Genomic DNA, 23,720 nt, shown 5'->3' with positions numbered 1-23,720 from the left:
AGGTATGAAAAAATACGCCTTCGGCACCGTCATTGCGGCCATTGTCATCGCAGTCCTCGTGGTTGTGGGGGTCATGCAGCTGCGTGGGGATGACACCGGCGCAGGCGAATCGGCGCAGGCCCCTGGCGGGGGATCGGAGTCGGGCTCGGCGGGCGGCCAGGGCGTAGCAGAGCGCCCAGATTGTCCCGCGGGGCCCATTGCCGGGGTGGAACTGGAGTGCCTGGGCGGCGATGATGCAGGCGAAGGGGACAAGGCGGATGAAGGCATTACCATCGCCAACGTGTGGGCGTGGTGGTGCGAGCCGTGCCGCGCGGAATTGCCCCACTTGGACGAGGTGGCAGAATCCCACCCGGATTGGAAGGTCATTGGGGTGCACGCGGATAAAAACGCCGGCAACGGGGCTGCCTTCCTCAACGATGTGGGAGTAGACCTGCCGAGCTTTCAAGACCCAGATAATAGCTTCGCGGGCACGTTGGGCCTGCCAGGCGTGGTTCCCGTGACCGTGATTCTCCGCGATGGGGAAGTGGTTAAGCAGGCAGCCCAGCCGTTTACCTCGGCGGCCGAAATCGAAAAAACGGTTGAGGAGGCGCTCGCCGGATGAGTGAATTATGGCCCGAGTACGCACCCGAGTGGATAAAACCCGCGCTGGGCGTCGATCCGAGTCAGGTGCAGGAACTTATTGGGCAGCGGCAAGCATCGCAGCTCAATGGCTCAGAGGAAGAGGTGCCAACCAAGCGGGAAGCCGCGGTGCTGATGCTGCTTAGCGGGAACAGTGTGGAGGATGGCGAAATTTTGCTTACGCACCGCTCGCCGTCCCTGCGCTCGCATTCCGGTCAGATTGCCTTTCCTGGCGGCCGGCGGGACCCGGGCGATATTTCGCTGGTAGATACCGCCCTGCGGGAGGCGTGGGAGGAAACCGATCTGCAGCGCCACACGGTCACGCCCTTAGAGCAGTGGGAACAGCTGCACATTCGCGCCACGGGGAATCCGGTAAGCCCCATCCTGGCCCATTGGAACCAGCCGGGCGAAGTCTATCCCGCTAGCCCGGCGGAGACCGATGATGTGTTCTTCGTCCCGCTCGGGGAGCTCATTGACCCCCGCAACCGCCTGCTGGTGGGATTTAAGCAGTGGCAAGGCCCGGCGTTTTATGCCAATGACTACGTGATTTGGGGCTTTACTGCCGGAGTTCTGTCAGCATTATTGGAGCATTCTGGGTGGAGCGTACCGTGGGATAACAATTCGGTCATAGACCTGCGTGACACCCTCAAAAAGTCCCGCAATAATGAGAAGATGTCCTAATTGCCCGCGCGCTTAAGGTGCCGGAGGACGCACGAGATTTCGATCGAGAAAGAACCAAAGCCATGACTGCTGCGCTCGTTGTTGACGGTCTGATTGTGCTTGCCGTATTAGCAGCATTGCTAAGTGGTTGGCGCAATGGTGCGCTCGCCGCGGTGCTCTCCGCCATTGGCGTGGGCGCGGGCCTCGTGGTGGGCATCGCCGTAGCACCCAGCGTATTGCGCACAGTGGAGGAGCCTTCGCTGCGCCTGCTCCTGCTCGTGGGCATCCTAGTTTTGCTGGTGGGTATTGGGCAGATCATTGGTTCCTCCTTGGGCACCAGCATGCGCGATCGCATGAAGGCGCGCACCACCCAGCGGATAGATTCGCTATTCGGCGCGGTCTTTCAGTCCTTCATCGCGCTCATCGTCATCTGGATGATTTCCATTCCCGTGGCCACCAATTTGGGCGGATCCGCGGGGCAGGGGCTGCGCGATTCCCGCATCCTGAGCAACCTCAACGCGGCCGCCCCGACGCGCCTGGCTTCCCTTCCCAATGGCGTGGCGGCGTTGCTCAATGAATCGGGGCTTCCGCCCTTGGTCTCGCCGTGGGAAAATTCCATCAGCGGCAAGGACGTTGAGGACCCCGCCCCAGACGTGCAGGATCCGGAGCTGGTGCGCAGCATCCGCCCGTCCATCATTCATGTGCTTGGCGATGCCGAAGAGTGCTCCCGCCGCCTCATGGGTTCCGGTTTTGTGGTGGACAATGACTATGTGGTCACCAATGCCCACGTGGTGGCCGGCACCCAAACGGTGAGGTTGGATACGAAGCTGGGGCTGAAAGACGCCACGGTGGTCTACTACAACCCAGAGGTCGACATCGCCGTCTTGCACGCGCCGGATTTGGGCATCCAACCCCTGCCGTGGGCGCAGCAGCCGGCCCAGACCGGCGACGATGCCATGGTCATGGGCTTCCCACACTCCGGCCCCTTTAATGCGGAAATGGCACGCGTGCGCGATCGCATCACCATCGCCGGGCCAGATATCTACTCCCAAGGCAGGGTAGAGCGCGATTCCTATACGGTGCGCGGCAATATCCAACAGGGCAACTCTGGCGGCCCCTTGGTCAATACCGCGGGTGAGGTCTTGGGCGTTATCTTCGGTGCCTCAGTGGATGATTTTGAGACCGGATACGCGCTGACCGCAGACGAGGTCATCGGCCACATTGGGGATGTCACCCAATTGAAGCGCCCGGTAGAAACGGGCGAGTGCGTGGCGCACTAGCTTTCGTACTAGATCCGCGTAGGGCTATCCGCCCTACGCGCCCCATGCGCCGCCCTACGCACCCAGCCACCGGCGCAGCTCGTCGACGAACCGTTCGGGGGCCTCGAGGAAGGGCAGGTTCTTGGCACCTGGAATCGAGGTGGCACTAAATCCGGCGCGGGCGCGGAGGGCGGCTCGCTGGATGACGGGGTTCCACAAGCGCTGCTGGGCGTGGATGAAAAGGACGGGGCGTTTTACGCTTAATTCGGACCAGTTCAAGGGCACCACGGCGGTGCGCATCCGATGATTCCACAGGATGCCGCGGCGCACCTTGCCAATCTGGGAGGCGCGCAGGCGCAGGGCAAGGATGGACTCTAAGGTGGCATCGGCAAGCGCGGGCCCCGTATCCAGGCTGAGCTCCTTGCGGTAGGCCCGGGGACTGAGCAGCAAGGTATTCGCGCGGGTGACCTTTGGCAGGTGGCAGAGGAGGGAACGCAGGATTATCCACCCAAAGTCCCAGGGGCGGGCGGCGATGGCGCGGCGGATATCCACGGGGTGCGCGGCCGAGACGGAGACTAGGCCGCGGACGCGGTTGGGGCGCTCGGCGGCCAGGCACCACGCCACCGCGCCACCGGTATCGGCGCCGACGATATAGGCATCATCGTGGCCCAATGCCTGGATGAGGCCATCCAGATCCCCGACCAAGGTGCGGATATCCTGGCCGGGATCGATGGGCGGCTTATCGGACATGCCAAAGCCGCGCATATCCACCGCGGCAACGTGGTACCCGCACTGGGCGAGGGGCCCGATGACCTCCTGAAAATCGAACCAGCCGCCAAAAGCGCCGTGAATAAAAACGACGAGGGGATCGGCGCTATCGCCCGCTATGGCCACGTGCAGGCGGATGCCCCGGGTGTGGACAAACTCGTGCGCAAAGGGTCCTTCCAGCTCAACCGTGGAGGGGGGAAGTGGTGCTAAGGCCATGGAGGGCAAGGCGCCTTTCTATGTGTACAGAAAATCCGCCCCAGGAAAGGCTGAGGCGGATCTAATGGTGCGTGCGGTTTAGGTGTACAGGCCGTGAGTGTCCTTGCGGTCCAGCGACTTCTGCGCCTTGCCCGGAATCAGGTTCTTGAGTTCCTTGGTGGAATCTATGGTCTTTTGCGGTGCCTTGACCTTCTTGACGTTCTTGACGCCGAGTAGGGCGAGGGCACCGGCCGCCACGATCATCACGAGGAAGACGATCAAGAAGGCAGCCCAGCGGTCCAGCCAGAGGGCGAGGAGCTCAGCGAGGAAGAAGAAAAAGAAGAAGGAGCTGTACAGCGCGATGGTGCCCGCTGCGCCGAAGAAGCCGGCGCCAATGCCGCCCTTCTTGGCGGACTCCGCCAGCTCCGTCTTGGCGAGCTCTACCTCAGAGCGCACGAGCTGGGACATCTGCTCGGTGGCATTGGAGACCAACTTGCCGATGGAGGTTTCGGAGGACGATGCATCAACATCGCTCAAAGGAATCGAATTAACCTTTGGTGCGAATTGATCGGTGCCGTCAGTAAATAATCCATCGTTGCTCACGATTAATTCTCCTCGTTTTCATCTAAACCTTGTAACGGCCCCAATGATAATAGATACAGCGCGGTTTTATGGTGCCGCGCCAGTCACAGGGGGCGTTCGGGGCTCGGGGCGTCTAGGGCTATCCTAATGTATATGCCAGAAAATGACGCGTTATCCCCGCTATTTCGCCTCCCGGGGGTGAAAGAAGGTGCGGAAAAAGCCGCAGCAGCCATCGCGCGCGCCCACCGCAGGCCGGCCGGGCTGCGCAGGTATGAGGTCATCTCCGCGGAGTCCTTGATGCGCGGGGCGCGCGCCAGCGTGGCCTTGGATGGGCACGCCATCCCCCCACACCCTGGCCCGGGCGATGTGGAAAGCGGGCCGCTCGCCGGCGCGGTCAGCGCGTATTCCGTGGCGGCGCCTGAGGTGGTGGATTCCACCGTCCGCTCCTTTGCCCGCGCGCCGCTGCAGGTGCTCGCGCGCATCGACGTCGCCGCCGGAGGAAACGGGATTCCCAGCGGCGATAGTACGCGCTTGCAGGGCTTGGCGCGCCTGATTGCGCAGGGCAGCGGCCCCGCATTCCGCGATCTCTTGCCAAGCGTCGTGCATGCCGAAATCGCGGCCGGTGAATTCTTTGGCCCGCGCAGCGGTGTCGTAGCGCGCGTTGCGGCCCGCCTTGCCGCTATTCATACCGGCTTTGATCCCCGCGGGTTCGCCGTTCCAGAGGTGTATTTCCACCGCCATTCCAAGGACTACCGCGAGTGCCGCGCGAACTACCGCGACAGCCCCGGTGAGGTGGTACTTTTCCACCTTTCCGCTTGGGAGGTAGGCGGCAAAGAAGCCGATGCCATCGCCCGCGCGGCCTAACCGTACGCCCGTATCCGGTAGGCGGTGAACATCCATTCGGTGCTGGTCAGCGCCGTGCAGGTAGATAATTTTTCTTAGCTGTTGTGATCGGGTAATGAACGTGTCATAATAAGCGGTGCAAGGCCCCGATATACAGTGTGGCCTGCCCCGGCTCGCCCCCCGAGGCCGGGTTACTGACGGCCCGCGCGCACCCCCCGATGCGCGGGCCGTCACCTATATCTACGGTTATCCACAAGGCTTAGTTGAAAATGCAACTAACTGAGCGCTAGGTGGTGCCTTTCGCGCATTTATCCACAGACGGGAAGTTCCATCCCTAGTGTAGGTGGAGCGGGTGCTTCAGGCTAGGGGGCATGAATACAGCACAGTCTCGCTCCACCATCGTCGTTGCCATAGGCGAGGAAGCCTTGCGCGCCGAGGCGGTTCATGCCGCTGCGGCGACCAGCCACGAGGTCATTGCGGTCGCCGATCCTCGCGATATTCCGCGCAGCCTCGCCGGGGCTTATACGGTCTTGGTCGATGCGCTCATGGCGCGCGTCCTCGCCTCCGCACAAGCCGCACAGACCGCGCCCGCCCCGGTGCTTTTCCTCGCCGCGGATCCGGGGCCCATCGATTATGAGGCAGCGCTTGCCTGCCATGCGGACCGCGCTTTCATTATCCCCGCGGAGATTAAGGACCTGCTGGCGGCAATCGCCCAGGCCGCGCACCCGCCAGAAGATCGCCCCGGTACCGCCACCATCGCGGTGGTGGGCGCCAGTGGTGGGGTAGGAGCCTCTACCTTTGCAGCAGCCTTGGCGCGATCTCACTGCACGGCGGGCGAGCAGACGAGGGCGCTGCTTATCGATGCCACCGCGCACTCCGGCGGGCTCGATCTCCTCCTCGGCGTGGAAACCGCGCCAGGTGCCCGCTGGCCGGAGCTCAATATTGGCGATGGCAGCATCGATGCCGCAGATCTTTACCGCGCCTTGCCTTCTACCGCTGATGACATAGCGGTGCTATCCGCGGCGCGCAGCACGGTGAAAGATACCTTCAGGCTAGATGCCACGCTCTTGGCGGCAGTGACGTCTGCCGCGCACGCGGGCGAGGGCCTGTGCGTTGTGGATTGTACGGCGGAAAATATCCCGGCTGCCTGCACGCACGTGGTGTTGGTGGTGGCCGCGGAGGTGCGCTCGGCAGCGGTGGCCGCACAACTCATACTGCGACTGGATGCGGCGCGGCGCGACATCGTGGTGGTGCTGCGCCAACGGCAGTGGGCGGCTCTCAGCGCACCCGAGGTAGAAGACATTATTCATCACCGGGTCAGTGCCCAATTGCCCACCGTGCGCGGGCTGACCCGCAGCATCGAGATCGGTGGACTCCCAGCCCGGCTTCCCGCAGCCCTTGCCAAGACCGCCCGTGCGGTGCGCGAGGAGGTAGGGGTATGAGCGCGGCGATGGATAGCTCGGCCGAAACCATGGAAAAGACCATGGAGAAGATGCAGCGGCTCATTGCCGCCGAGCCGGACTTGGTGCACGACGCCTCTAGCTTGGCCCGGCGGATCCGCGAGGAAGCAGGGGTTATCAGTGACGTCGCCGTGGTGGATCTGCTCCGGCGCCTGCGCCAAGATGCCACCGGCATGGGGCCACTGGATGCCTTATTGACCCGGCAGGGCGTGACCGATGTAGTGGTCAACGGGCCTGAACACGTCTTTATGGACCGCGGTGAGGGGCTAGAGCGCAGCGATATTACCTTTCGCAACGATGGGGAGGTGCGCCAGCTTGCCTCCCGCCTGGCCGCGGCCTCAGGCACGCGGCTTGATGATGCCCAGCCTTTTGCCGATGGCCGCGTCACGCGCCCCGATGGCGTCGTGCTCCGCGTGCATGCCCTTTTAAGCCCACCCGCAGTGGGCGGGACGTGCATTAGCCTGCGCGTATTGCGGCAGGCGCAGACCACCCTGCCGCAGTTGGTGGCCAATGGCACCGTGTCGGAGGACATCGGCCAGCTGCTTGCTGCGATGGTGAAAAAGCGAGTGTCCTTCCTCGTCATTGGCGGCACCGGTTCCGGCAAGACGACGCTGCTTTCGGCGCTATTGGGGACCGTATCCGAGCGCGAGCGCATCGTGGTCATCGAAGATACGGCGGAGCTTTCACCTCATCACCCGCATTGCGTGAGCATCGTCTCGCGCCGGGCAAACGCCGAAGGCAGCGGGGAAATCACCATGGCGCAATTGCTGCGGCAAGCGCTGCGCATGCGCCCAGACCGCATCGTCGTCGGCGAGATTCGCGGCCCAGAGGTAGTCGATCTTCTCGCCGCGCTGAATACGGGACACGATGGTGGCGCGGGCACCTTGCACGCCAATTCCCTCTTTGAAGTGCCCGCCCGCATGGAGGCTCTCGGCGCGCTCGGCGGCCTGGACCGCAGCGCCCTGCACTCGCAATTGGCGGCCGCCGTCAACGTGGTGCTCACGATGGAGCGCACGCCACACGGCCGGCGCCTGGCCCATATCGGCGTCTTAGAGGGCAATCCGGTCACCCCGCGCATTGTCTGGAACGCAACCGAGGGTCCCGCGCCTGGATTTGCGGAATTCTCGGCCTCGCTGCTGGAGGAACCGTTTGAAGAAACAGGGGGTCAGGCGGATGCTTAGCTTCTTATTGCTCGCCGCAGCCCTCTTGCTGTCTGCGCCCTCGAGCGCATCCCGCATTGCTGGCAAGGGTAGCCGGATAAAGGCCAGCTCTTTGCTCATTTTGGGTGCCGTATTCTGCGGCAGCTTGGTCTTCTTCTCGGTCGGGCGGATGAGCATTGCGGTCGCGGCGGCGATAATCGCATGGTGCGTGTCGTGGTATATCAAGGACATCATGGCCACCCGCACGCGCCGGCGCGGCCGCGAAGCCCTAGCCGGATACTTCGGGGTCGTCACCGCTGACCTGCGCGCCGGGGCGACCCTGGCGAGCGCGCTATCGCGCGGGGCGGAGTCCCTTCCCTCGACGACGCCGCGGGATATGAGCGCGGCCTTAGAATCCACCGCTACCGCCGCTGCGCGCGGTGCGCCCCACACGTGGCGCTCTCTGGCGCCCATGCGGATGCGGAACTTACCCGGCTGGGCCACCTGCTCGAATTATCCACACAGCACGGCATCGCGGTAGCAAGCCTCTTTGAGCAGGCCCAAAGCCGAATGGATGCGCTGCGTCGCCACCACCAATCCACAGCGGCCGGGCTGCAGGGACCCCAAGCTACGGCGACGGTCTTGGCCTGCCTTCCCATTGCGGGCATCGCCATGGGCGGGGCGATGGGGGCCAATTCGCTGGGCTTCTTGCTCGGCGGGGGATTAGGCGGAATCCTGCTGGTCATCGGGGTGGGGCTTGCCTGCGGCGGCTTTGCCTGGTCCCGCGTCATCATCAGGAAGGCGGCACCGTGATGGCCTTTATCTGCTTAGCGCTGGCCGTGCTGGTTGGGTTGCCGGCCACCAAGGGGCGGCTGGGACCGGCTACCGCACAGAACTCAGCACAGCACACGGCGAAGACCCCGCGCGCCGGCCCAAGAAAGCTCAATGGCGCAACAGTGCGCGGGGGATTGATGAGCAAACTCCAGCCTTCTACCACCGTGGATCCACTCCTCGTGGCCGGGGATATCGAGCTTTTCGCAGCTTGCCTGAGTGCGGGCCTGACGGTGCACGCCGCTGCTACGGCAGTCGCGCGCACGGCAGAGGCCGATACCCAGCACCTGTGGGAGACGGTATCCGCGCTCCTAGGAGTTGGCGTGCCCACGGAATCTGCATGGGACCACATGAAGGGCCATGCGGGATTGGAGGACGTGGCGGGGCTTGTCATCTTATCGGGCCAGTCCGGCGCCACCATAGCCGCCGGATGCACGCGAATCTGTACTTCTTTGCGCGCCGAAGCATCTGCTCACGCTACGGCTAAAGCAGAGCGCGCAGGAGTATTTATTGCCCTCCCGCTGGCGGTGTGCTTCCTGCCAGCATTCATCGTTCTAGGCCTCGCGCCCGTAGTGATTAGCTTGGGCGCGCAGCTTTTCTAGATGCACCATTTTTCACTTCTACTCAACCACCACACCTTTTAAGAAAGGACTCTCCATTATGTCTGCACTATTTATTAAGTACTCCCAGCTCACCCGCGCCCTCGTCCGCAACGATGAGGGGATGAGCACCATTGAATACGCCATGGGATCGCTTGCGGCTGCGGCACTTGCCGGCGTGCTGTACATGGTTATCAACGGCGGCGGCGTGGTCGATGCCATCGAGGGAATTATCACCGATGCGCTATCGAATACCCCGAGCTAACCGGGCGCACTAGAACACAAGAAAGGAGGAATCATGCGCACGGTAGTCGATGACGATGGTTCGGTGACCATCGAAGCCGCCCTGGCATTAAGCTCCCTCGTCCTCGTGGCGGCGGGCATCATCGGTGCGATCGCGACGATGGCGTCCTATATCGCGGCGGTGGATATGGCGGGCGCGGCGGCTAGGTCGCACGCCATCGGCGTCGAGTACCAACCGGCCCGCGAGGATGCCCGGGTAAGCGTGCAGGAAAGCGCGGGCCTTATCAGGGCATCGGTAAGCGTCGATGCTCCCATCGGCACCATGAGCGCGGAGGCGGTCTTTCCCGTGGAGGTGGCCGGCAATGACTAGCAGGCTCCGCGGCGAGGATGGATACGCCACCATCGCAGCCACCGGAATCATCGTCGCCATTGTCAGCTTATTGCTGGTCATCGCGGCGGTGGGATCTCGTGTGACCGCGCGCCATGAAGCGCAGGTGGCCGCGGACCTTGCCGCTGTAGCCGGCGCGTGGGCCTTAGCCACCGGCAAGGATGCATGTGCGGCCGCAGAAAGCACCGCGCGGGATAACGGCGCGAGCCTCGAGGAATGCACAGAAAATGTACCCGATATCATCGCCGTTGCCGCGGTGCGCGGCCAGAGCGCCAAGGCCAAGGCGGGCCCAGTCTAAACCGCGGCATCCTGCGTCATGGTGACGAGCGCGCCGAGCAGCTTGATGGCGCCGTCCTTGCTCAGAGGATTATTGCCGTTGCCGCACTTGGGCGATTGCACGCACGATGGGCACCCGGCCTCGCACGGGCAGGAGCGCACCGCCTCAAAGGTGGCCGCGATCCACTCGGGGAAGCGGCGGAATCCCTCTTCGGCAAACCCGGCGCCACCGGGGTGGCCGTCGTAAACAAAGATGGTGGGAAGCTGTGTATCCGCGTGCAGGGCGGTGGATACGCCGCCGATATCCCAGCGGTCGCAGGTGGCGATAAGCGGCAGCAGGCCAATGGCGGCATGTTCGGCCGCATGCAGGGTGCCGGGGATATCGGCGGCGGTAATGCCCATCGCAGAAAGCGCCAGCGGGTCGATGGTATAGGCCACGGCGCGGGTGGTCAGCCGCTGTTCGGGGAGATCGAGGGGGATATCGTCGCCGATGGTGCCATCGGCAAGCCGCACCTGATAGCCGGTGACGCGGTCGGTGACCTCGACCTCCACGTCCGCCACCCACAGGCCTGGGGAGTAATTGACCAGGTTATCGGCCTCGCGCACGATGCGAATATCTGTCGTGGAGCGCGGGGTGGTCGAATACTCGGGGGTTTCCGGGCGGGCAAGCGCCACATAATCGGCCAGGAGGAGTTCCTCGATGACAAAGCTTTCGCCCTGGTGCAGGTAGACCGCGCCGGGGTGGACCTGGCTGGTCGCGCGGGCTGCATCGATGGTGCCCAAAAGACGCCCATCGGAGGCATCCACGATCATGACCTCCTCGCCTGATCCGCCGCGCAGCGATACCGCTGAGTGGGCGGTTTCCGGAGAGAGCTCCTCCGCGCTGGAAGCGGGAATGGGCACGGCAAACCATCCGCGCTCGCGGCGGCGCACGAGGCCTTGCTCCGCAAGCTGGTGGATGACCTCGCTGGCACCCCACTCAGCAATGGTGGCATCATCCAGCGGTTTCTCCACCGCCGCGCAGTAGAGATGACCAAAGAGGATGTAGGGGTTCGTGGGGTTAAAGACGCTCGCTTCCACCGGCTTGCCCAATAGCGCATCGGGGTGGTGCACCAGGTAGGTATCCATGGGTTCATCGCGGGCGACGAGCACCACGAGCGAACCTTGCCCGCGGCGGCCCGCGCGCCCGGCCTGCTGCCAAAAACTGGCCACCGTGCCCGGAAAACCAGCGGTGACCACGGCATCGAGCCCGCCGACGTCGATGCCCAGCTCGAGGGCGGAGGTGGTGGCGACGCCTAAGAGAGAGGCATCGTCAAGCGCCTGCTCCAACCGGCGGCGGTCCTCGGCTAAGTAACCTGCGCGGTAGGCGGCGATGCGCTGCGCGAAATCCGGCCGGCCCAAGCTACCGGAGAGGGTCTCGGCGGCTACCATCGCCACGACCTCGGCGGAGCGGCGGGAGCGCACAAAGGTCATGGTCCGGGCGCCTTCCGCGATGAAGGTCGCCATCATCTCGGCTGCCTCGGTGGTGGCCGCGCGCCGGACGGGGGCGCCGTGCTCGCCCTCCGCGCCCTCCAGGAATCCAGGCTCCCAGAGCGCGACCGTGCGCGCGCCGGTGGGGGCGGAATCCTCAGTAATCGCATGCGCCGGGCGGCCGGTGAGGCGCTCGGCATGCCGCGCCGGATCATTCATGGTTGCGGAGGCATAAATGATGGTGGGCTGCGATCCATAATGCCGGCACAGACGGAGCAGGCGGCGCACCACCAGGGCCACATTGGCACCGAATACGCCCCGGTAGGAATGGCATTCATCGATGACAATGAACTCCAGGTGGCGCAGCACCCGCGCCCACCGCGCGTGCGCGGCCAGCATGGACATGTGCACCATATCGGGATTGGAAAACACCAAGCGCGAATGCTCGCGCACGCCCGCCCGCGACTCCTGGGGCGTATCGCCGTCATAGGGCGCGGGCACCACGTTCTTGAGCTCCGGAATCCCGCGGCACAGCTCGAGCGCGGACTGCAGCTGGTCCGATCCCAGGGCCTTGGTGGGGGTGAGGTAGAGCGCGCACGCGGTCTGATCCTCTGCCAACCGGGTGAGGATGGGCAGCTGGTAGCCCAGGGATTTTCCGGACGAGGTGCCGGTGGAAATTACCGCGTCGCGGCCCTGCCACGCGCATTCGGCGAGCTCGGCCTGGTGCGCATAGAGCTTGCCGATGCCCCCATCTACCACCTTCTCCTTCAACCCCGGCAGCACCCACTCCGGCCAATCGGCGTAGCGGGCCCGTTGCGCCGGGAGCGTGGTGTGAAACGTCAGGGTGGACTCAGAAAGGCGCCGCTGGATGAGTTCTAGGAGCTCTTCACCAATGGGGTTATCGCCAGCCGGGTGAGACAATTTTTTACCCCCTTGTGAGTTAAATCTATCGCTTTGGCATGGAACGTGTCACACTGTTGACAGGCCAATGTTGTCTTGGTGCGGTTTTATACTTCACGGTACTGCTCGAGGACCCATTTACCGAATAACTACCGGCGCGGTTTTCCGCGCTACCTCTTTAAGAAAAGGAACTCAGTTCACCATGACACAAGGAACCGTTAAGTGGTTTAACTCCGAAAAGGGATACGGCTTCATCGAGCGCGAGGACGGCGGCGGAGACATCTTCGTGCACTACTCCGAAATTCAGGGCAGCGGCTTCCGCACCTTGGAAGAAAACCAGAAGGTCAGCTTCGAGGTTGGATCCGGCCCGAAGGGCGACCAGGCGCAGGCCGTTTCCATCCTCTAAAGCCTTTTAGGGTTTTAAGCGCCCTAGGGCGTTTCGGCGTAGCCGCGGCGGGTATCCCACCACTCCATGATGCTGTTTTGGGCCTTTTGCAGTCCCAAGCCGATGAATACGGCGGCGATAATGCTGATAACCATCGCAAACAGTGGGGTATCGGAGAACGCCAAGCCGCCCACATAACCAATGGCCAAGGCTTGGAATGCCCAGAGCATCACGCCAATGGTGTCGAAGAAAAGGAAGACCGGCCAGGGAAAGCGCATTGACCCCAGTAAAATGGTCATAAAGAGCCTTGCTGAGGGGATAAAGCGCGCAATGATAATGGCCGCGCCACCGCCGCGGCGCATATTGCGTTTTACCCAGGTGAGGGCCTCGTAGGCCTTCGTTCCTTTCTGAATGCGGTTAAGCAGTGGCATAAACCGCGTGCCCAGCAAAAAGCACAGGTTATCGCCCAACATGGCGGCTACGAGCGCCGCAAAGAACATGGTGGGCAGGTGCGGAAATCCCTGCGAGCCGGCCCAGGCGCCGGCCATATTCAGCGGGATTTCGGAAGGGAGCACTGGAAAGAAACAGTCCCCGAAAATGAGCAGGCCCACGATTGGATACACCCACTCCGTGCCCATGATGGCTTCAATCCACATCGTTACTGTGTCAACCATCTAATCCTCCACGGGGTGTGTTGTGGGTGTGCTATCGTCCCCAACAATGCTTTCACAGCTGCTGGACTTTCTAAAAAGGTCAGTATAGACCGGTTCGGTGGGGGTGCGAAGCGCCCCCTACAAAGCCTTTTGGTAGTACCAAGTATATGGTGCGAAGAACGGTATAAACCACCTGTGTACGCTAGGGGCGATTGCTGAAAGCGCACAAATTTTAATGTTCGCATCATCGAAAGGGATGAAGTCGAAGTGGCAGAAGCGGCCGAGCCGGGCAAAACTTTAGTGATTGTGGAGTCGGCGACTAAGGCGAAGAAGATCCAGCCGTACCTGGGAGATAACTACATCGTGGAGGCCTCCGTGGGGCATATCCGCGATCTCCCGCGGGGCGCTGCCGACGTGCCGGCGAAGTTCAAGAAAGAATCTTGGGCCCGCTTGGGTGTTAACCCGGAAGATGACTTCGCCCCGCTTTACGTCGTCAGCCCGGATAAAAAGAAAAAGGTCGCTGACCTCAAATCCAAGCTGAAGCAGTGCGATAACCTCTTGCTGGCAACAGACCCGGACCGCGAGGGCGAGGCCATTGCTTGGCACCTATTGGAGGTTTTAAAGCCCAAGGTGCCGGTGCGCCGCATGGTCTTTAATGAGATCACCAAGTCCGCCATCCTGGAGGCGGCGGAAAACACCCGCGACTTGGACTATGACCTTATCGATGCCCAAGAAACCCGTCGCATCCTCGACCGCCTCTACGGCTACGAAGTCTCCCCGGTGTTGTGGAAGAAGGTTATGCCGCGGCTTTCGGCCGGGCGCGTGCAGTCGGTGGCCACGCGGGTCATCGTCGAGCGCGAGCGCGAGCGCATGGCGTTTATCTCCGCCGATTACTGGGATTTGCTCGCCACCTTGGACGCGGGAGCTGGCAGTGGCGAGGGCCCGTCGGCCTTTGACGCGCGCCTGACCGCGGTTAATGGCAAGCGCGTGGCTTTGGGCCGCGATTTCGATGATAGCGGAAATGTGAAAACCAAGGACGTCATCGTCATTACCCAGCCGCAGGCGGAGGCCTTGGAAAAGTCCCTGCAGGGCGCGGGCATGACAGTAGCCGGGGTGGAGCACAAGCCCTATACCCGCAAGCCTTATGCGCCGTTTATGACCTCGACGCTGCAGCAGGAGGCGGGCCGGCGCCTGCACTTTACCTCGGAGCGCACGATGCGTATTGCGCAGCGCCTCTATGAAAACGGCCACATTACGTATATGCGTACGGACTCCTCTTCGCTGTCCCAGCAGGGCTTGAACGCCGCGCGCAGCTCCGCGACCAGCATTTATGGCGAAGAATACGTCTCGGATTCCCCGCGCGTCTATGACCGCCGCGTGAAGAACTCGCAGGAGGCGCACGAGGCTATCCGCCCCGCCGGTGAGTCCTTTGCCACCCCGGGCCAGCTTTCTAGCCAGCTGGATGCGGAGGAATTTAAGCTCTATGACCTAATTTGGAAGCGCACCGTGGCCTCGCAGATGGCCGATGCCAAGGGCACTTCCATGAAGGTGGCGGTCGCTGGCACCGCGAACACGGATAACGGCACCTACGACGTCGAGTTCTCTGCAACCGGCCGCACCATTACCTTCCCGGGTTTCTTGAAGGCTTACGGCGCCGACGAGGATACGAGCAAGAAGAGCGACAACCGCCTGCCACACCTGGAGGAGGGCCGCGATCTTCAGGCCGAAGAGGTTTCGGCAGAAGGTCACTCCACCAACCCGCCGGCGCGCTATACAGAGGCCAGCCTGGTGAAAAAGATGGAAGATTTGGGCATCGGGCGCCCCTCGACGTATGCCTCCATCATCAAGACTATCCAGGACCGCGGCTACGTCGTCTCGCGCGGCAACGCCCTGGTTCCTTCGTGGGTGGCCTTCGCCGTGGTGGGCCTCTTGGAGGAAAACTTCACCGAGCTGGTGGATTATGACTTCACCTCGTCCATGGAAGATGAGCTGGACTCGATTGCCACCGGCACGGAGGATGGCACGGACTGGCTCAACGGCTTTTACTTTGGCAATGCTGAGGCCAACGAGCACAAGGCGGCCTCCATCGCGCGGCATGGTGGGCTGAAATCGCTTATCGATGTCAACCTCGAGGCCATCGATGCCCGCAAGGTCAACTCGCTCAAGCTCTATACCGATTCTGAGGGCCGCGAGGTCTTCGTGCGCGTCGGCCGCTACGGGCCCTATATCGAGCGCGCGATCGGCACTAATGAGGACGGTAGCGTGGAATACCAGCGCGCCAACCTCTCAGAAACCGTGACCCCAGATGGGCTGAATGAACAGCTGGCGGAAAAGCTTTTTGCTACCTCGCAGGGCGGGCGTCAGTTGGGCGAGAATCCCGAAAACGGCCGCATGGTGGTGGCTAAGGAAGGCCGCTTTGGTCCCTATGTCACCGAGGTCGTGCGCGATGATGAGCGGGAGAAGGCTGAGGCGGAGGCCTTGGAGATCGTCGCCCAAGAGCGCGCAGAAGAGGATAAGCAGCGCGCCGAGGAAGGCAAGCGCGCCAAGAATTGGGAGACTAAGACGGCCGCGAAGCAGAAGGAAAAGCGCATCAATGACTACATTGATGAGAAGCTGAAGCCTGGCACAGCCTCGCTCTTTAGCTCGATGGAGCCGCTGACCGTCACGCTGGAACAGGCCCTTGAGCTGCTATCCCTGCCGCGCGAGGTGGGCGTGGACGACGGGGAGATGATCACCGCCCAAAACGGCCGTTACGGCCCATACCTGAAGAAGGGCACGGATTCGCGCTCGCTGGCTAAGGAAGAGCAGATCTTTAGCATCACCCTGGATGAGGCGCGCCGCATCTATGCAGAGCCGAAGCGTCGAGGCCGCGCAGCCGCACAGCCGCCGCTGAAGCAGCTCGGCGATAATGACGTTTCGGGCAAGCCTATGACCGTTAAGGATGGCCGCTTCGGCCCGTACGTCACGGACGGCACCACCAATGCGTCCCTGCGCCGCGGCGACGATCCGGAGCAGCTTACCGATGCCCGCGCCAACGAGCTCCTCTCCGAGCGCCGCGCCAAAGAGGCCTCTGGGGAGACGAAGAAGAAGTCCACGAAGAAGTCTTCTAAGAAGAGCACAAAGAAGTCGACCAAGAAATCGACGAAGAAGGCAACCAAGAAGTCCAGCAAGAAGGCCACTAAGAAGGGCACGAAGAAGGCGGCTAAGAAATCTAGCTCGAAGCCTTCGCCCGGCACGAAGAACGTGGTTAAGGCCGGCTCGCGGAAGAAATAAGCGCAGAAATAAGTAAGGTGGCGGGCATGAATGATTTTCTTGCCCGCACCGAGGAAGGCACCGCGGCCTTGACCCGCGCGGTGTCTGAAACTTTTGCTGATGTCACCGACCCAGCCCGGCGCACGCCGCGGGGCTGGCGGCGCTTCGCGTACCTAGCGCTAGGCGAGTCTACGGTATGGTCCCGTCTCTTTGGCTGGAAGAAGGCACACGCCGTAACGAGCACGCCGCTTTTGCCGCTATTGGCAGCGGAGGCGCAGGACCCCACCCTGAGCCCCGCCTTGTTGGCCGGCGCGGTGGGCCAGGTGGAAAAGACGCGCCGCTTGCACCGCCCCTCCCTCCTTGGTGTGGCCGGCGTAACCGCTAGCCACGCGGCGTATTCGTGGGTGCTCTACCGGCGCGGCGCGCGCAACGATGCCCGCGGTTGGGGCCTGCGCGCCATCGCTTGGGCGGCGGCGCTCTTTGCCACGCGCAAACAGCCCACCCGGACCGCGGTAGCGGTGGGCGGCGCGGCGGTGCTGACCACCTCGGCGCTGGCGGGCGATCCGCGCCTGCGCACCGATGCGACGAAGGGATTGAGCCACGGCGCGAACCTCTTGGTTGCGGCAGAAGGCCTGACGGCGCTGCGGGCGCGAATAGCAGCAGCCGGGTCCCAGAAGAACAAGAAACAAGCCAAGCCCACGAAGGCGGCCCGGGCGGTGGGCGCGGCGGAGGCCGGCGCTTTTGCCTTGGGGCACTTCCTGCTAGTCGATGCCCTGACTAGGTAAGGTCCTGACTGGGTACGCTCCGCTCCGGCTGCATGCTCGGGCCATAAGATAGCCGGCGGTGCACCACTTCGAAGGGCCCGCGCAGGCCCAGCGCTTCGAGCACGCAGGCGCCGATTACGGTCACCAGCCACACGCCGCAGGCGAGCCCGGCTTGTCCAAAGGCACCAAGCTCGTGGCCGAAGTCCAGCGTGAAGGGGTGCACGAGCAGGAAAAATAGTATCGACTGGCCCACGTAACCGCTCATGGATCGCTTACCCAGCGCGACGAAGGGCCACAAGAGCGCAGGCACGGAAGCGCCGGCGGCTAGGCGCTCTTGCACGGGTTGCAAGATAAGGGCGAGCCCGGCGAGGATTCCCGGCCCGGTCAGCACGCCGAGGAAGGAATTGGCGCTACTGGCCGCGCTTGCCCAGCGCTGATCGATAACCCCGAGGGTACCCAAGGACCACAGCGTGCCAATGACCAGCGTTACGGCGGCGGCGATGGCCACCCAGCGCAGGAGTTGGGGGCGGTGAGAGGGGACATCGGCAAGCACGCCCTCGCGCGCCCACACAAAGCCCACCAGCATGACCGGCAGATACATCAGCACGATGAGCGGGGCGGAGATTATCTGCGCGCCTAGGGTGAGAAGCTGGCTCAGCAGCAGGTCACCGTAGGAATTTACCGTGCCAATGGCATCGACGGGGATATCGAGCCCGCCGTCAACCGCGGAGAAAATAAACGCGGCGATGCCGAGCACCGTCAGCACCCCGAGCGCGATATGAGAAATCTTGCGCAGCGTAGAATTATGCAGCGTGAGCAGCAGCGCAATGACTATGCCCGCTATGCCATAGACAAACATGATATCGCCCCAAAACAGCAGCACCATGTGCACCGCGCCTAGCAGCGCGAGGAAGCCATAGCGCTTGGCGATGACCCTCCTTGCCTCCCCCAGCGGAAATCCCCGCCGCCACAGGCTCATCGCAATAAGCCCCACGCCGAAGCCCAGCAGGGTAGAAAACATGGGCAGGCCGCGATTGTGCACGAAGAAAGCGCCGAAGACGACGGCGATTTTATCGAGCACGCTGTCATCGAGGATGCCGCCGAAATACGCGCCCGGCCGGTTCTCAGTGATGATCCACGCGGTGGTCATATTCGCTATCGCGATGCCTAAAAGCGCCATTCCGCGCGCCGCGTCGGGCACGATGAGGCGGGTGCTGGCCACTAGATTTCGCACCTTTCCGCCAGGCTGGCGCGGATGGGGCGGGCCAACTGCGTCATGCGGCGGCGCCCGCGTAGCTCAATGGATTTCATGACGGTCCAGCGGGCCTGCTCGGCCTCGTTGGCCGTCTTTAGGGTGGCGGCGTTGGTCAGGACCTGGCCGGGGGTGTCCTTAGCCATTTCGGTCAGGCGGGCGGCCTCGTTGACGGCATCGCCAATGACGGTGTACTCGAAGCGATCCGCGCCGCCGATGTGGCCTGCCACCACGTGGCCGGAGGCGACACCGATACCGGCCTGCAGCTCGAGCCCGCGCAATTCCCCGCGCAGCTCGCGGGCGGCCTGCAGGGCCATCGAGGTCGAGTCGTACACATTGAGCGGTGCGCCAAAAACGGCGAGGGCGGCATCGCCCTGAAACTTATTAATGATGCCCTTATTGCGGTGCACCACCGTTACGACGTGCTCGAAGAATTTATTGAGCTCCGTGACCACTTCCTCGGGGGAGTGGTTGACAGCGAAGGTGGTGGAACCGATGACATCGATAAACAGCACCGCGACCTTGCGGTCCTCGCCGCCCAATTCTGGGCGCTCATCAAGGGCGCGCTGGGCCACCTCGGTGCCTACGTAGCGGCCGAAGATATCGCGGACGCGCTGGCGCTCGCGCAGCCCGCGCATCATCTCATTGAAACCGGCCTGCAGGACGCCGAGCTCGGATCCATCGTAAATATCGACCTCGGCATCGGCCTCGCCTCGGCGCACGCGGTTAATCGCATCCTGCAGCTCCACGATGGGATCGACCACGCTCATGATGGCAAAGCTGGTGCCGATAAACCCGGTGGCCAGCGCGGTGAGCGCCAGCGCCACGATAGCCGGGATGATCTCGCTGGCATCGCCAGAGAAAAGCCCGGTGTGCTGCCCCAACAGCACCAGCACGATGCCGAGCAGCGGTACGCCGGAGGTCATCAGCCAGGTGGAAAACAGGCGGTATTTGATGGGCGGTTCGACGGTGGAATCTTCGAAGCGGCGGGCGACGGCCTGGGCTGCGACGGGCCGCACGAGGCGCTCGGCCTGTAGGTAGGTCAAGATAATGACCACCAGGCCCGCCAGGGTGGTGGAGACACCCACGACGAGCCCGAGGCGCCCGGATTGCCCGCTGGAGATAGCCACGGTCAAGATGATGCCGATGAGCCAGACTGCGGCCGCGACCAGGGATTGGTACACGGGGATGCGCAGTACGAGGGTGCGCACCATATTCGGATCGTGTGCATCGGGATTGCGCTGCCAGTCCAGCACGGGGCGGAAGAGCAGCAGAGTAGCGGCGATGCCGATGATGACCGCAAAGACGAGATAGACCGCCGCCACGCCCTTTAGGTTGGGCAGCTCGGCAGCAAAGTCCTCGATTTCCGGCATGGGCAGGAAATAGAGGATAAAGGTCATGATCGCGATGGCGCCGATGATATTGGCGCCCAAGACCAAGGCAGCGTATACCGGCCATTGGGTTCCCATAAGCCAACGAGCGCCACGCAATAGTCTGTTCATAACTACTTACTGTAGTAAGACCAGTAGGCTAGAGCGAGTGAATACGGGAAGCGTTGCGCAACGATTGGCAGATACCCCAGGTGTGGCCCGCACTATCTTGGGTGCCGCGCGGGCGGCGCGGGGGATGCCGGGGGCAGATCCGCGGGCGATGAGCCATTCCTGGCTCTTTACCGGTCCGCCCGGTTCCGGGCGTTCCGTGGCCGCAATCGATTTCGCGGCCACGCTCATGTGCACGGATCCGGAGGAGCCGGGCTGCGGAAAATGCGAGGCCTGCCGCGCCGTGCTGGAGACTAAGCAGCACACGGATTTGGTCTTGGTGGACCCGCAGGAGGTCATCATCCCGGTGGATACGGTGCGCGAGGTCATTGGGCGCGCCGCGAGCCTGCCCACGGTCGCCCCGTGGCGCGTCGTGATCTTCAATAACGCGGATCGCCTCAACAATAACGGCGCCAATGCGCTGCTTAAAACGGTGGAGGAGCCGCCGGAGCGCACCGTGATCATCATGTGCGCGCCTTCCGATGCCCCCGAGGACTTCTCCCAGACCCTGCGCTCGCGCTGCCGGCACCTGTACATCCCCTCGCCGTCGGTGGACAATATCGTCGCGCAGTTGGTGAGCGAAGGCGCCTCGGATCACGATGCCCGCCTCGCCGCCGTCACCTCCCTGCGCCACGTGGGCAGGGCGCGCCACTTAGTGGCGGATCCGACGGTGCAAAAGCGCCGCGCGGTGGCCATCAACCTGGCCGAGGACATCTTCCACGAGTCCCAGGGCTTTCAGGCGGTGACCTCGCTTCTCAAGCTGGTGGATGCGGAGGCGAAGGAATCGCACAAGGAGGAAGAAGAAGCGGAGCTGGCCAAGCTGGAAAATACCTTTGGCGTGGGCGCGAAGGGCAAGGGCGCGGCGAAGGCGCAGCGCGATGCCCGCTCCGCCATCAAAGACTTGCAGGAACAGCACAAGAAGCGGGCGAAGAGACGGGTCATCGATAACCTCGATTTGGTGCTCGTCGATCTCTCCGGAATCTACCGCGACGCGCTGATGACAAAGGTGGGCGCGCAGGTGGAGATGACCCACCCGGATTTCGCGGGGCTATCCGGCGAGCTGGCGCAGCGGGTGAGCGAGGAAGGCCTCTTGGAATGCCAGTCCGCCATTTCTTATTGCCGCGAGCAGCTGACCCAGAACGTGGGCACGCAGATTGCCTTCGACGGCTTGGTGGGCAGGTTGCGGCGGACCTGCCTCTAAGGCCGGTCTTTAGCGCCGGCCCGCCAAAAACCGGCCCTGAGCTCCGATTTCTTTTCCGCGCCACCCCTGCGATAGAATCGCCAGTGCTGCTTAAGCAGCGCGCCGCCTTAGCTCAGTCGGTAGAGCATTTCACTCGTAATGAAAAGGTCGCGAGTTCGATTCTCGCAGGCGGCTCCATTTTTATATGTGCGGGTTTCTTCCTTAATATAAACTCTTCTTCAATAGAAGCAGGCCATATGGCCTCGGTGAGAGAAGGAACGATACACTGCTTATTGCTACCGTCGCAGCAGAAATCCTCTTTTGGGCGTGCCTTATTCTGGGCGGTGTTCTCCGATACATCGTTAAGGCCCCAAGAATTGGACTGGCATTCTTTATCGCTACGCCAATTATTGACATAGTCTTGTTAATCTTCTCATTTTTCACTCTGCATACTGACGGCGAAGCGGGATTCATGCACGGTTTCGCAGCTTTTTATATCGCATTTTCGCTGGTCTTTGGCGGCGATATTATCCGCGCGGTGGATCGGAAACTCAGCGGGAAGTCGAAAACCGAGTCTGGGAATCAGTCCGATAATAATGTAAGAAAATCCGTATATGCCAGTGCGGTGACGGCTGCGATCCTTATAGTTAGCATCGCGGTGGTAGGGCTAGACGGCAGCTTCTGGTTGATTTATTGGCTTATTGCCGTGCTCTTTACCCCACCGATGTGGTGGGGCATTGAAAAATTTAGTCGCCGTGCTTAAGCAGGCGCGGAACCACCTTGCCGGTGGCATTGCGCGGCAGCTTGGATAGGAAATGCACATCGCGGGGCACGGAGTGCTCGGCGAGCTTTTCGTGCACCCAGGCACGGATGGCATCGGCAGTCAGATCGCGGCCAGCGGCATCGGCAGTAGGCACCGCCCATACGGCGATGCGGCTGAAGGTCTCGCTATCCTCCACGCCACCCGCGTGCACCTCATCGATGCCGGGCATGGCCTCGAGCACCTCGGTCACGGACTGGGGGTGGACATTCTCGCCGCCCACGATGATCATGTCATCGGCCCGGCCCACGACGTGGAGGAAGCCCTGCTTGTCGATGTACCCCAGATCGCCGATCGACAACAGCCCATCGATCCGATTGAGCTTGAGCTTAGGGTTGGTATAGCCGGTCATGGCGGTGGAATTGGTGAGGTAGATTTCGCCCACCTCGCCGCGGGGAACGGGGTAGCCCTCCTCATCGAGGATGCGTAGCTTGGTGCCATTGGCCACCTTGCCCACCGCATCGGGGTTTTCTGCGACCTGGTCCATCGTGGCCGTTGAGGCTAGGGCAAGCTCCGTGGAACCATAAACGTTGCACAGGATGGGGCCGAAGCGCGCATTGGTGTCCTTGACCACCTGCGGGGTAAGCGCATTGCCGGCAGAGGCGATGAAGTTCAGGCTGGAGGTATCGAAGGAACCCTCGGGATCGTGATCCACCAAGCGCTTGAAAAAGATGGGGGAGGAGAGCATGCCGTCGAGGCGGTAGCGTTGGACATCATCAAGCACCTGCTCCGGTTCAAAAACGCGGCGGGTGACGATGGTATTGCGCAGCCCCAAGGCGATATTGATGCAGGCCCAGCCCCAAGTGTGGAAGATAGATGCCGTCATCTGCACGCGCTGATCGGCGCGCCACGGGATATTGCCCACGATGGAGGCGAGCACGACAGGCAACGTCGGCTCAGGGCGGACGATGCCCTTGGGAATGCCGGTGGTGCCGGAGGACATCAGCACGATGGAGCCGTGCTTGGGAAAGGTGGGCAGCTCGATATCCAGGGGATTCTTCACGATCTTTTCGAGCGTGGGTAGATCGCTTGCTCCCGTATCGTGGGCGATGATGACCGGAATATCGAGGTTGGGATCGACGCGGTCGATGAATTCATCATCGATGACGAGGACGTTGATGCCATTTTCTTCGATGCAGCCGGCCAGCTGCTCTGGGGAAGAACCGACATTGAGCAGGTAGATTCCGGCACCGGCGTAACCCTTGGCGCCCAAGGGAATGATGATGCCGCGGCCGTTGCGGGCCATGACGCCCAGCCGGATTTCCGGCAGCTGCAAGGACTGCAGGTAGCGGGCGAAATTCTGCGCGTGGGATCGCAGCTGGCGGTAGGTGAGGGTGCCGTCGTCATCGATAAGCGCGAGGCGATCTGGGCAGGTTAAATAGGCCTGCTCAATTTCGCGCGCCGTGGTGAAGCGGTAACGCGCGAGGTTGGGCAGGAGCTTGAGCTGCCCGCCAAGCCCGCCTTGCCGGGTGATAAGCCCCGACTTGAAGAGGGCAGGGAAGAACTGGCTGAGCGCGGAGGCGTGGAAGGGAACATCAGTCAATTTCATGGAAGAGAAAGCTCCGAAAAGAGAAGATAACGAAAATATAACTACAAACGATATCGTCAGAAGAAAAGATCGTGTTGCTTTTAACTCGAAAAATGT

24 protein-coding genes and 1 tRNA gene are annotated in these 23,720 nt (G+C 62.5%); 18 read left to right on the top strand and 7 right to left on the bottom strand.

Annotated features, from left to right (window positions below; genetic code table 11):
- Positions 1-4 precede the first annotated feature (4 nt).
- The 3 genes from ABRP84_RS09020 (at position 5) to ABRP84_RS09010 (ending at position 2,558) form a co-directional block, all read left to right on the top strand.
- Entirely contained in the window at positions 5-601 is a 597-nt protein-coding gene (locus tag ABRP84_RS09020; RefSeq protein WP_349853440.1) for a TlpA family protein disulfide reductase, read from the top strand.
- Entirely contained in the window at positions 598-1,299 is a 702-nt protein-coding gene (locus tag ABRP84_RS09015; protein ID WP_298693608.1) for an NUDIX hydrolase, read from the top strand. The genes ABRP84_RS09020 and ABRP84_RS09015 overlap by 4 nt, the downstream gene beginning before the upstream one ends.
- A gap of 62 nt (positions 1,300-1,361) precedes the next feature.
- The gene (locus ABRP84_RS09010; protein ID WP_349853438.1) at positions 1,362-2,558 is read left to right on the top strand and encodes a MarP family serine protease; all 1,197 of its coding nucleotides are present in this window, start codon (positions 1,362-1,364) and stop codon (positions 2,556-2,558) included.
- Between the two features lie 54 nt (positions 2,559-2,612).
- Here ABRP84_RS09010 and ABRP84_RS09005 read toward each other — a convergent pair whose 3' ends face one another.
- Complete coding sequence (locus tag ABRP84_RS09005; RefSeq protein WP_023025035.1) at positions 2,613-3,521, bottom strand: alpha/beta fold hydrolase; 909 nt, start codon at positions 3,519-3,521, stop codon at positions 2,613-2,615.
- Positions 3,522-3,599: 78 nt separating this feature from the next.
- A complete protein-coding gene (locus ABRP84_RS09000; protein WP_023025036.1) occupies positions 3,600-4,103 on the bottom strand; it encodes a phage holin family protein in 504 nt (167 codons plus the stop codon).
- 126 nt (positions 4,104-4,229) lie between these two features.
- Between ABRP84_RS09000 and ABRP84_RS08995 the strand changes: the two genes are divergently transcribed.
- The 9 genes from ABRP84_RS08995 (at position 4,230) to ABRP84_RS08955 (ending at position 9,883) form a co-directional block, all read left to right on the top strand.
- A complete protein-coding gene (locus ABRP84_RS08995; protein ID WP_349853436.1) occupies positions 4,230-4,946 on the top strand; it encodes an oxidoreductase in 717 nt (238 codons plus the stop codon).
- 350 nt (positions 4,947-5,296) lie between these two features.
- Positions 5,297-6,367 carry a septum site-determining protein Ssd gene (gene ssd, locus ABRP84_RS08990; RefSeq protein ID WP_034659464.1) on the top strand — a complete coding sequence of 357 codons (1,071 nt, stop codon included), beginning with the start codon at positions 5,297-5,299 and terminating at the stop codon, positions 6,365-6,367.
- Positions 6,364-7,566, top strand: a complete 1,203-nt coding sequence (locus ABRP84_RS08985; protein WP_023025039.1) for a TadA family conjugal transfer-associated ATPase — start codon at positions 6,364-6,366, stop codon at positions 7,564-7,566. Before ssd ends, ABRP84_RS08985 begins: the two co-directional genes overlap by 4 nt.
- Positions 7,559-8,065: a hypothetical protein gene (locus ABRP84_RS08980; RefSeq protein ID WP_349853434.1), complete on the top strand. Its 507-nt coding sequence runs from the start codon at positions 7,559-7,561 to the stop codon at positions 8,063-8,065. The genes ABRP84_RS08985 and ABRP84_RS08980 overlap by 8 nt, the downstream gene beginning before the upstream one ends.
- Positions 7,978-8,337 (top strand): hypothetical protein, encoded by a 360-nt coding sequence (locus tag ABRP84_RS08975; protein ID WP_349853432.1) that lies wholly within the window; start codon positions 7,978-7,980, stop codon positions 8,335-8,337. Before ABRP84_RS08980 ends, ABRP84_RS08975 begins: the two co-directional genes overlap by 88 nt.
- Positions 8,334-8,957: a type II secretion system F family protein gene (locus tag ABRP84_RS08970; RefSeq protein WP_023027953.1), complete on the top strand. Its 624-nt coding sequence runs from the start codon at positions 8,334-8,336 to the stop codon at positions 8,955-8,957. The genes ABRP84_RS08975 and ABRP84_RS08970 overlap by 4 nt, the downstream gene beginning before the upstream one ends.
- 58 nt (positions 8,958-9,015) lie before the next feature.
- Positions 9,016-9,219 carry a DUF4244 domain-containing protein gene (locus ABRP84_RS08965; protein ID WP_005276515.1) on the top strand — a complete coding sequence of 68 codons (204 nt, stop codon included), beginning with the start codon at positions 9,016-9,018 and terminating at the stop codon, positions 9,217-9,219.
- Between the two features lie 33 nt (positions 9,220-9,252).
- Positions 9,253-9,567 carry a hypothetical protein gene (locus ABRP84_RS08960; RefSeq protein ID WP_023025042.1) on the top strand — a complete coding sequence of 105 codons (315 nt, stop codon included), beginning with the start codon at positions 9,253-9,255 and terminating at the stop codon, positions 9,565-9,567.
- A complete protein-coding gene (locus ABRP84_RS08955) occupies positions 9,560-9,883 on the top strand; it encodes an Rv3654c family TadE-like protein (protein ID WP_023025043.1) in 324 nt (107 codons plus the stop codon). The genes ABRP84_RS08960 and ABRP84_RS08955 overlap by 8 nt, the downstream gene beginning before the upstream one ends.
- On the opposite strand, the gene ABRP84_RS08950 is transcribed toward ABRP84_RS08955, so the two are convergent.
- Entirely contained in the window at positions 9,880-12,252 is a 2,373-nt protein-coding gene (locus tag ABRP84_RS08950; RefSeq protein WP_023025044.1) for a DEAD/DEAH box helicase, read from the bottom strand. The two genes, ABRP84_RS08955 and ABRP84_RS08950, sit on opposite strands and share 4 nt — an antisense overlap.
- A gap of 181 nt (positions 12,253-12,433) precedes the next feature.
- On the opposite strand from ABRP84_RS08950, the gene ABRP84_RS08945 reads away from it, so the two are divergent.
- A complete protein-coding gene (locus ABRP84_RS08945) occupies positions 12,434-12,637 on the top strand; it encodes a cold-shock protein (protein ID WP_005276524.1) in 204 nt (67 codons plus the stop codon).
- Between the two features lie 23 nt (positions 12,638-12,660).
- On the opposite strand, the gene ABRP84_RS08940 is transcribed toward ABRP84_RS08945, so the two are convergent.
- Positions 12,661-13,290 (bottom strand): DedA family protein, encoded by a 630-nt coding sequence (locus tag ABRP84_RS08940; RefSeq protein WP_023025046.1) that lies wholly within the window; start codon positions 13,288-13,290, stop codon positions 12,661-12,663.
- Between the two features lie 246 nt (positions 13,291-13,536).
- On the opposite strand from ABRP84_RS08940, the gene topA reads away from it, so the two are divergent.
- Together topA and ABRP84_RS08930 are read left to right on the top strand one after the other, a co-directional pair.
- Entirely contained in the window at positions 13,537-16,542 is a 3,006-nt protein-coding gene (gene topA, locus ABRP84_RS08935; RefSeq protein ID WP_349853430.1) for a type I DNA topoisomerase, read from the top strand.
- Positions 16,543-16,568: 26 nt separating this feature from the next.
- The gene (locus ABRP84_RS08930; RefSeq protein ID WP_023025048.1) at positions 16,569-17,306 is read left to right on the top strand and encodes a hypothetical protein; all 738 of its coding nucleotides are present in this window, start codon (positions 16,569-16,571) and stop codon (positions 17,304-17,306) included.
- On the opposite strand, the gene ABRP84_RS08925 is transcribed toward ABRP84_RS08930, so the two are convergent.
- Both ABRP84_RS08925 and ABRP84_RS08920 read right to left on the bottom strand, forming a co-directional pair.
- A complete protein-coding gene (locus tag ABRP84_RS08925; protein WP_023025049.1) occupies positions 17,299-18,507 on the bottom strand; it encodes a DUF418 domain-containing protein in 1,209 nt (402 codons plus the stop codon). The genes ABRP84_RS08930 and ABRP84_RS08925 overlap by 8 nt on opposite strands.
- Entirely contained in the window at positions 18,507-20,039 is a 1,533-nt protein-coding gene (locus tag ABRP84_RS08920; RefSeq protein WP_349853429.1) for an adenylate/guanylate cyclase domain-containing protein, read from the bottom strand. The genes ABRP84_RS08925 and ABRP84_RS08920 overlap by 1 nt, the downstream gene beginning before the upstream one ends.
- Positions 20,040-20,076: 37 nt before the next feature.
- Between ABRP84_RS08920 and ABRP84_RS08915 the strand changes: the two genes are divergently transcribed.
- From ABRP84_RS08915 to ABRP84_RS08905, 3 genes are all read left to right on the top strand, one after another.
- Positions 20,077-21,276 (top strand): DNA polymerase III subunit delta', encoded by a 1,200-nt coding sequence (locus ABRP84_RS08915; RefSeq protein ID WP_349853428.1) that lies wholly within the window; start codon positions 20,077-20,079, stop codon positions 21,274-21,276.
- A gap of 101 nt (positions 21,277-21,377) precedes the next feature.
- Positions 21,378-21,453, top strand: a tRNA-Thr gene (locus ABRP84_RS08910).
- Between the two features lie 223 nt (positions 21,454-21,676).
- Positions 21,677-22,018 (top strand): hypothetical protein, encoded by a 342-nt coding sequence (locus ABRP84_RS08905; protein ID WP_349853427.1) that lies wholly within the window; start codon positions 21,677-21,679, stop codon positions 22,016-22,018.
- On the opposite strand, the gene ABRP84_RS08900 is transcribed toward ABRP84_RS08905, so the two are convergent.
- On the bottom strand, positions 22,002-23,624 hold the full coding sequence (locus ABRP84_RS08900) for an AMP-binding protein (protein WP_349853425.1): 1,623 nt from the start codon (positions 23,622-23,624) through the stop codon (positions 22,002-22,004). The genes ABRP84_RS08905 and ABRP84_RS08900 overlap by 17 nt on opposite strands.
- Between the last annotated feature and the right edge of the window lie 96 nt (positions 23,625-23,720).

The organism is Corynebacterium sp. KPL2861, assembly GCF_040225475.1.
Lineage (GTDB): Bacteria > Actinomycetota > Actinomycetes > Mycobacteriales > Mycobacteriaceae > Corynebacterium.
The sequence above is the reverse complement of the archived record's forward strand: the minus strand, read 5'-3'. Positions and strand labels throughout refer to the sequence as shown.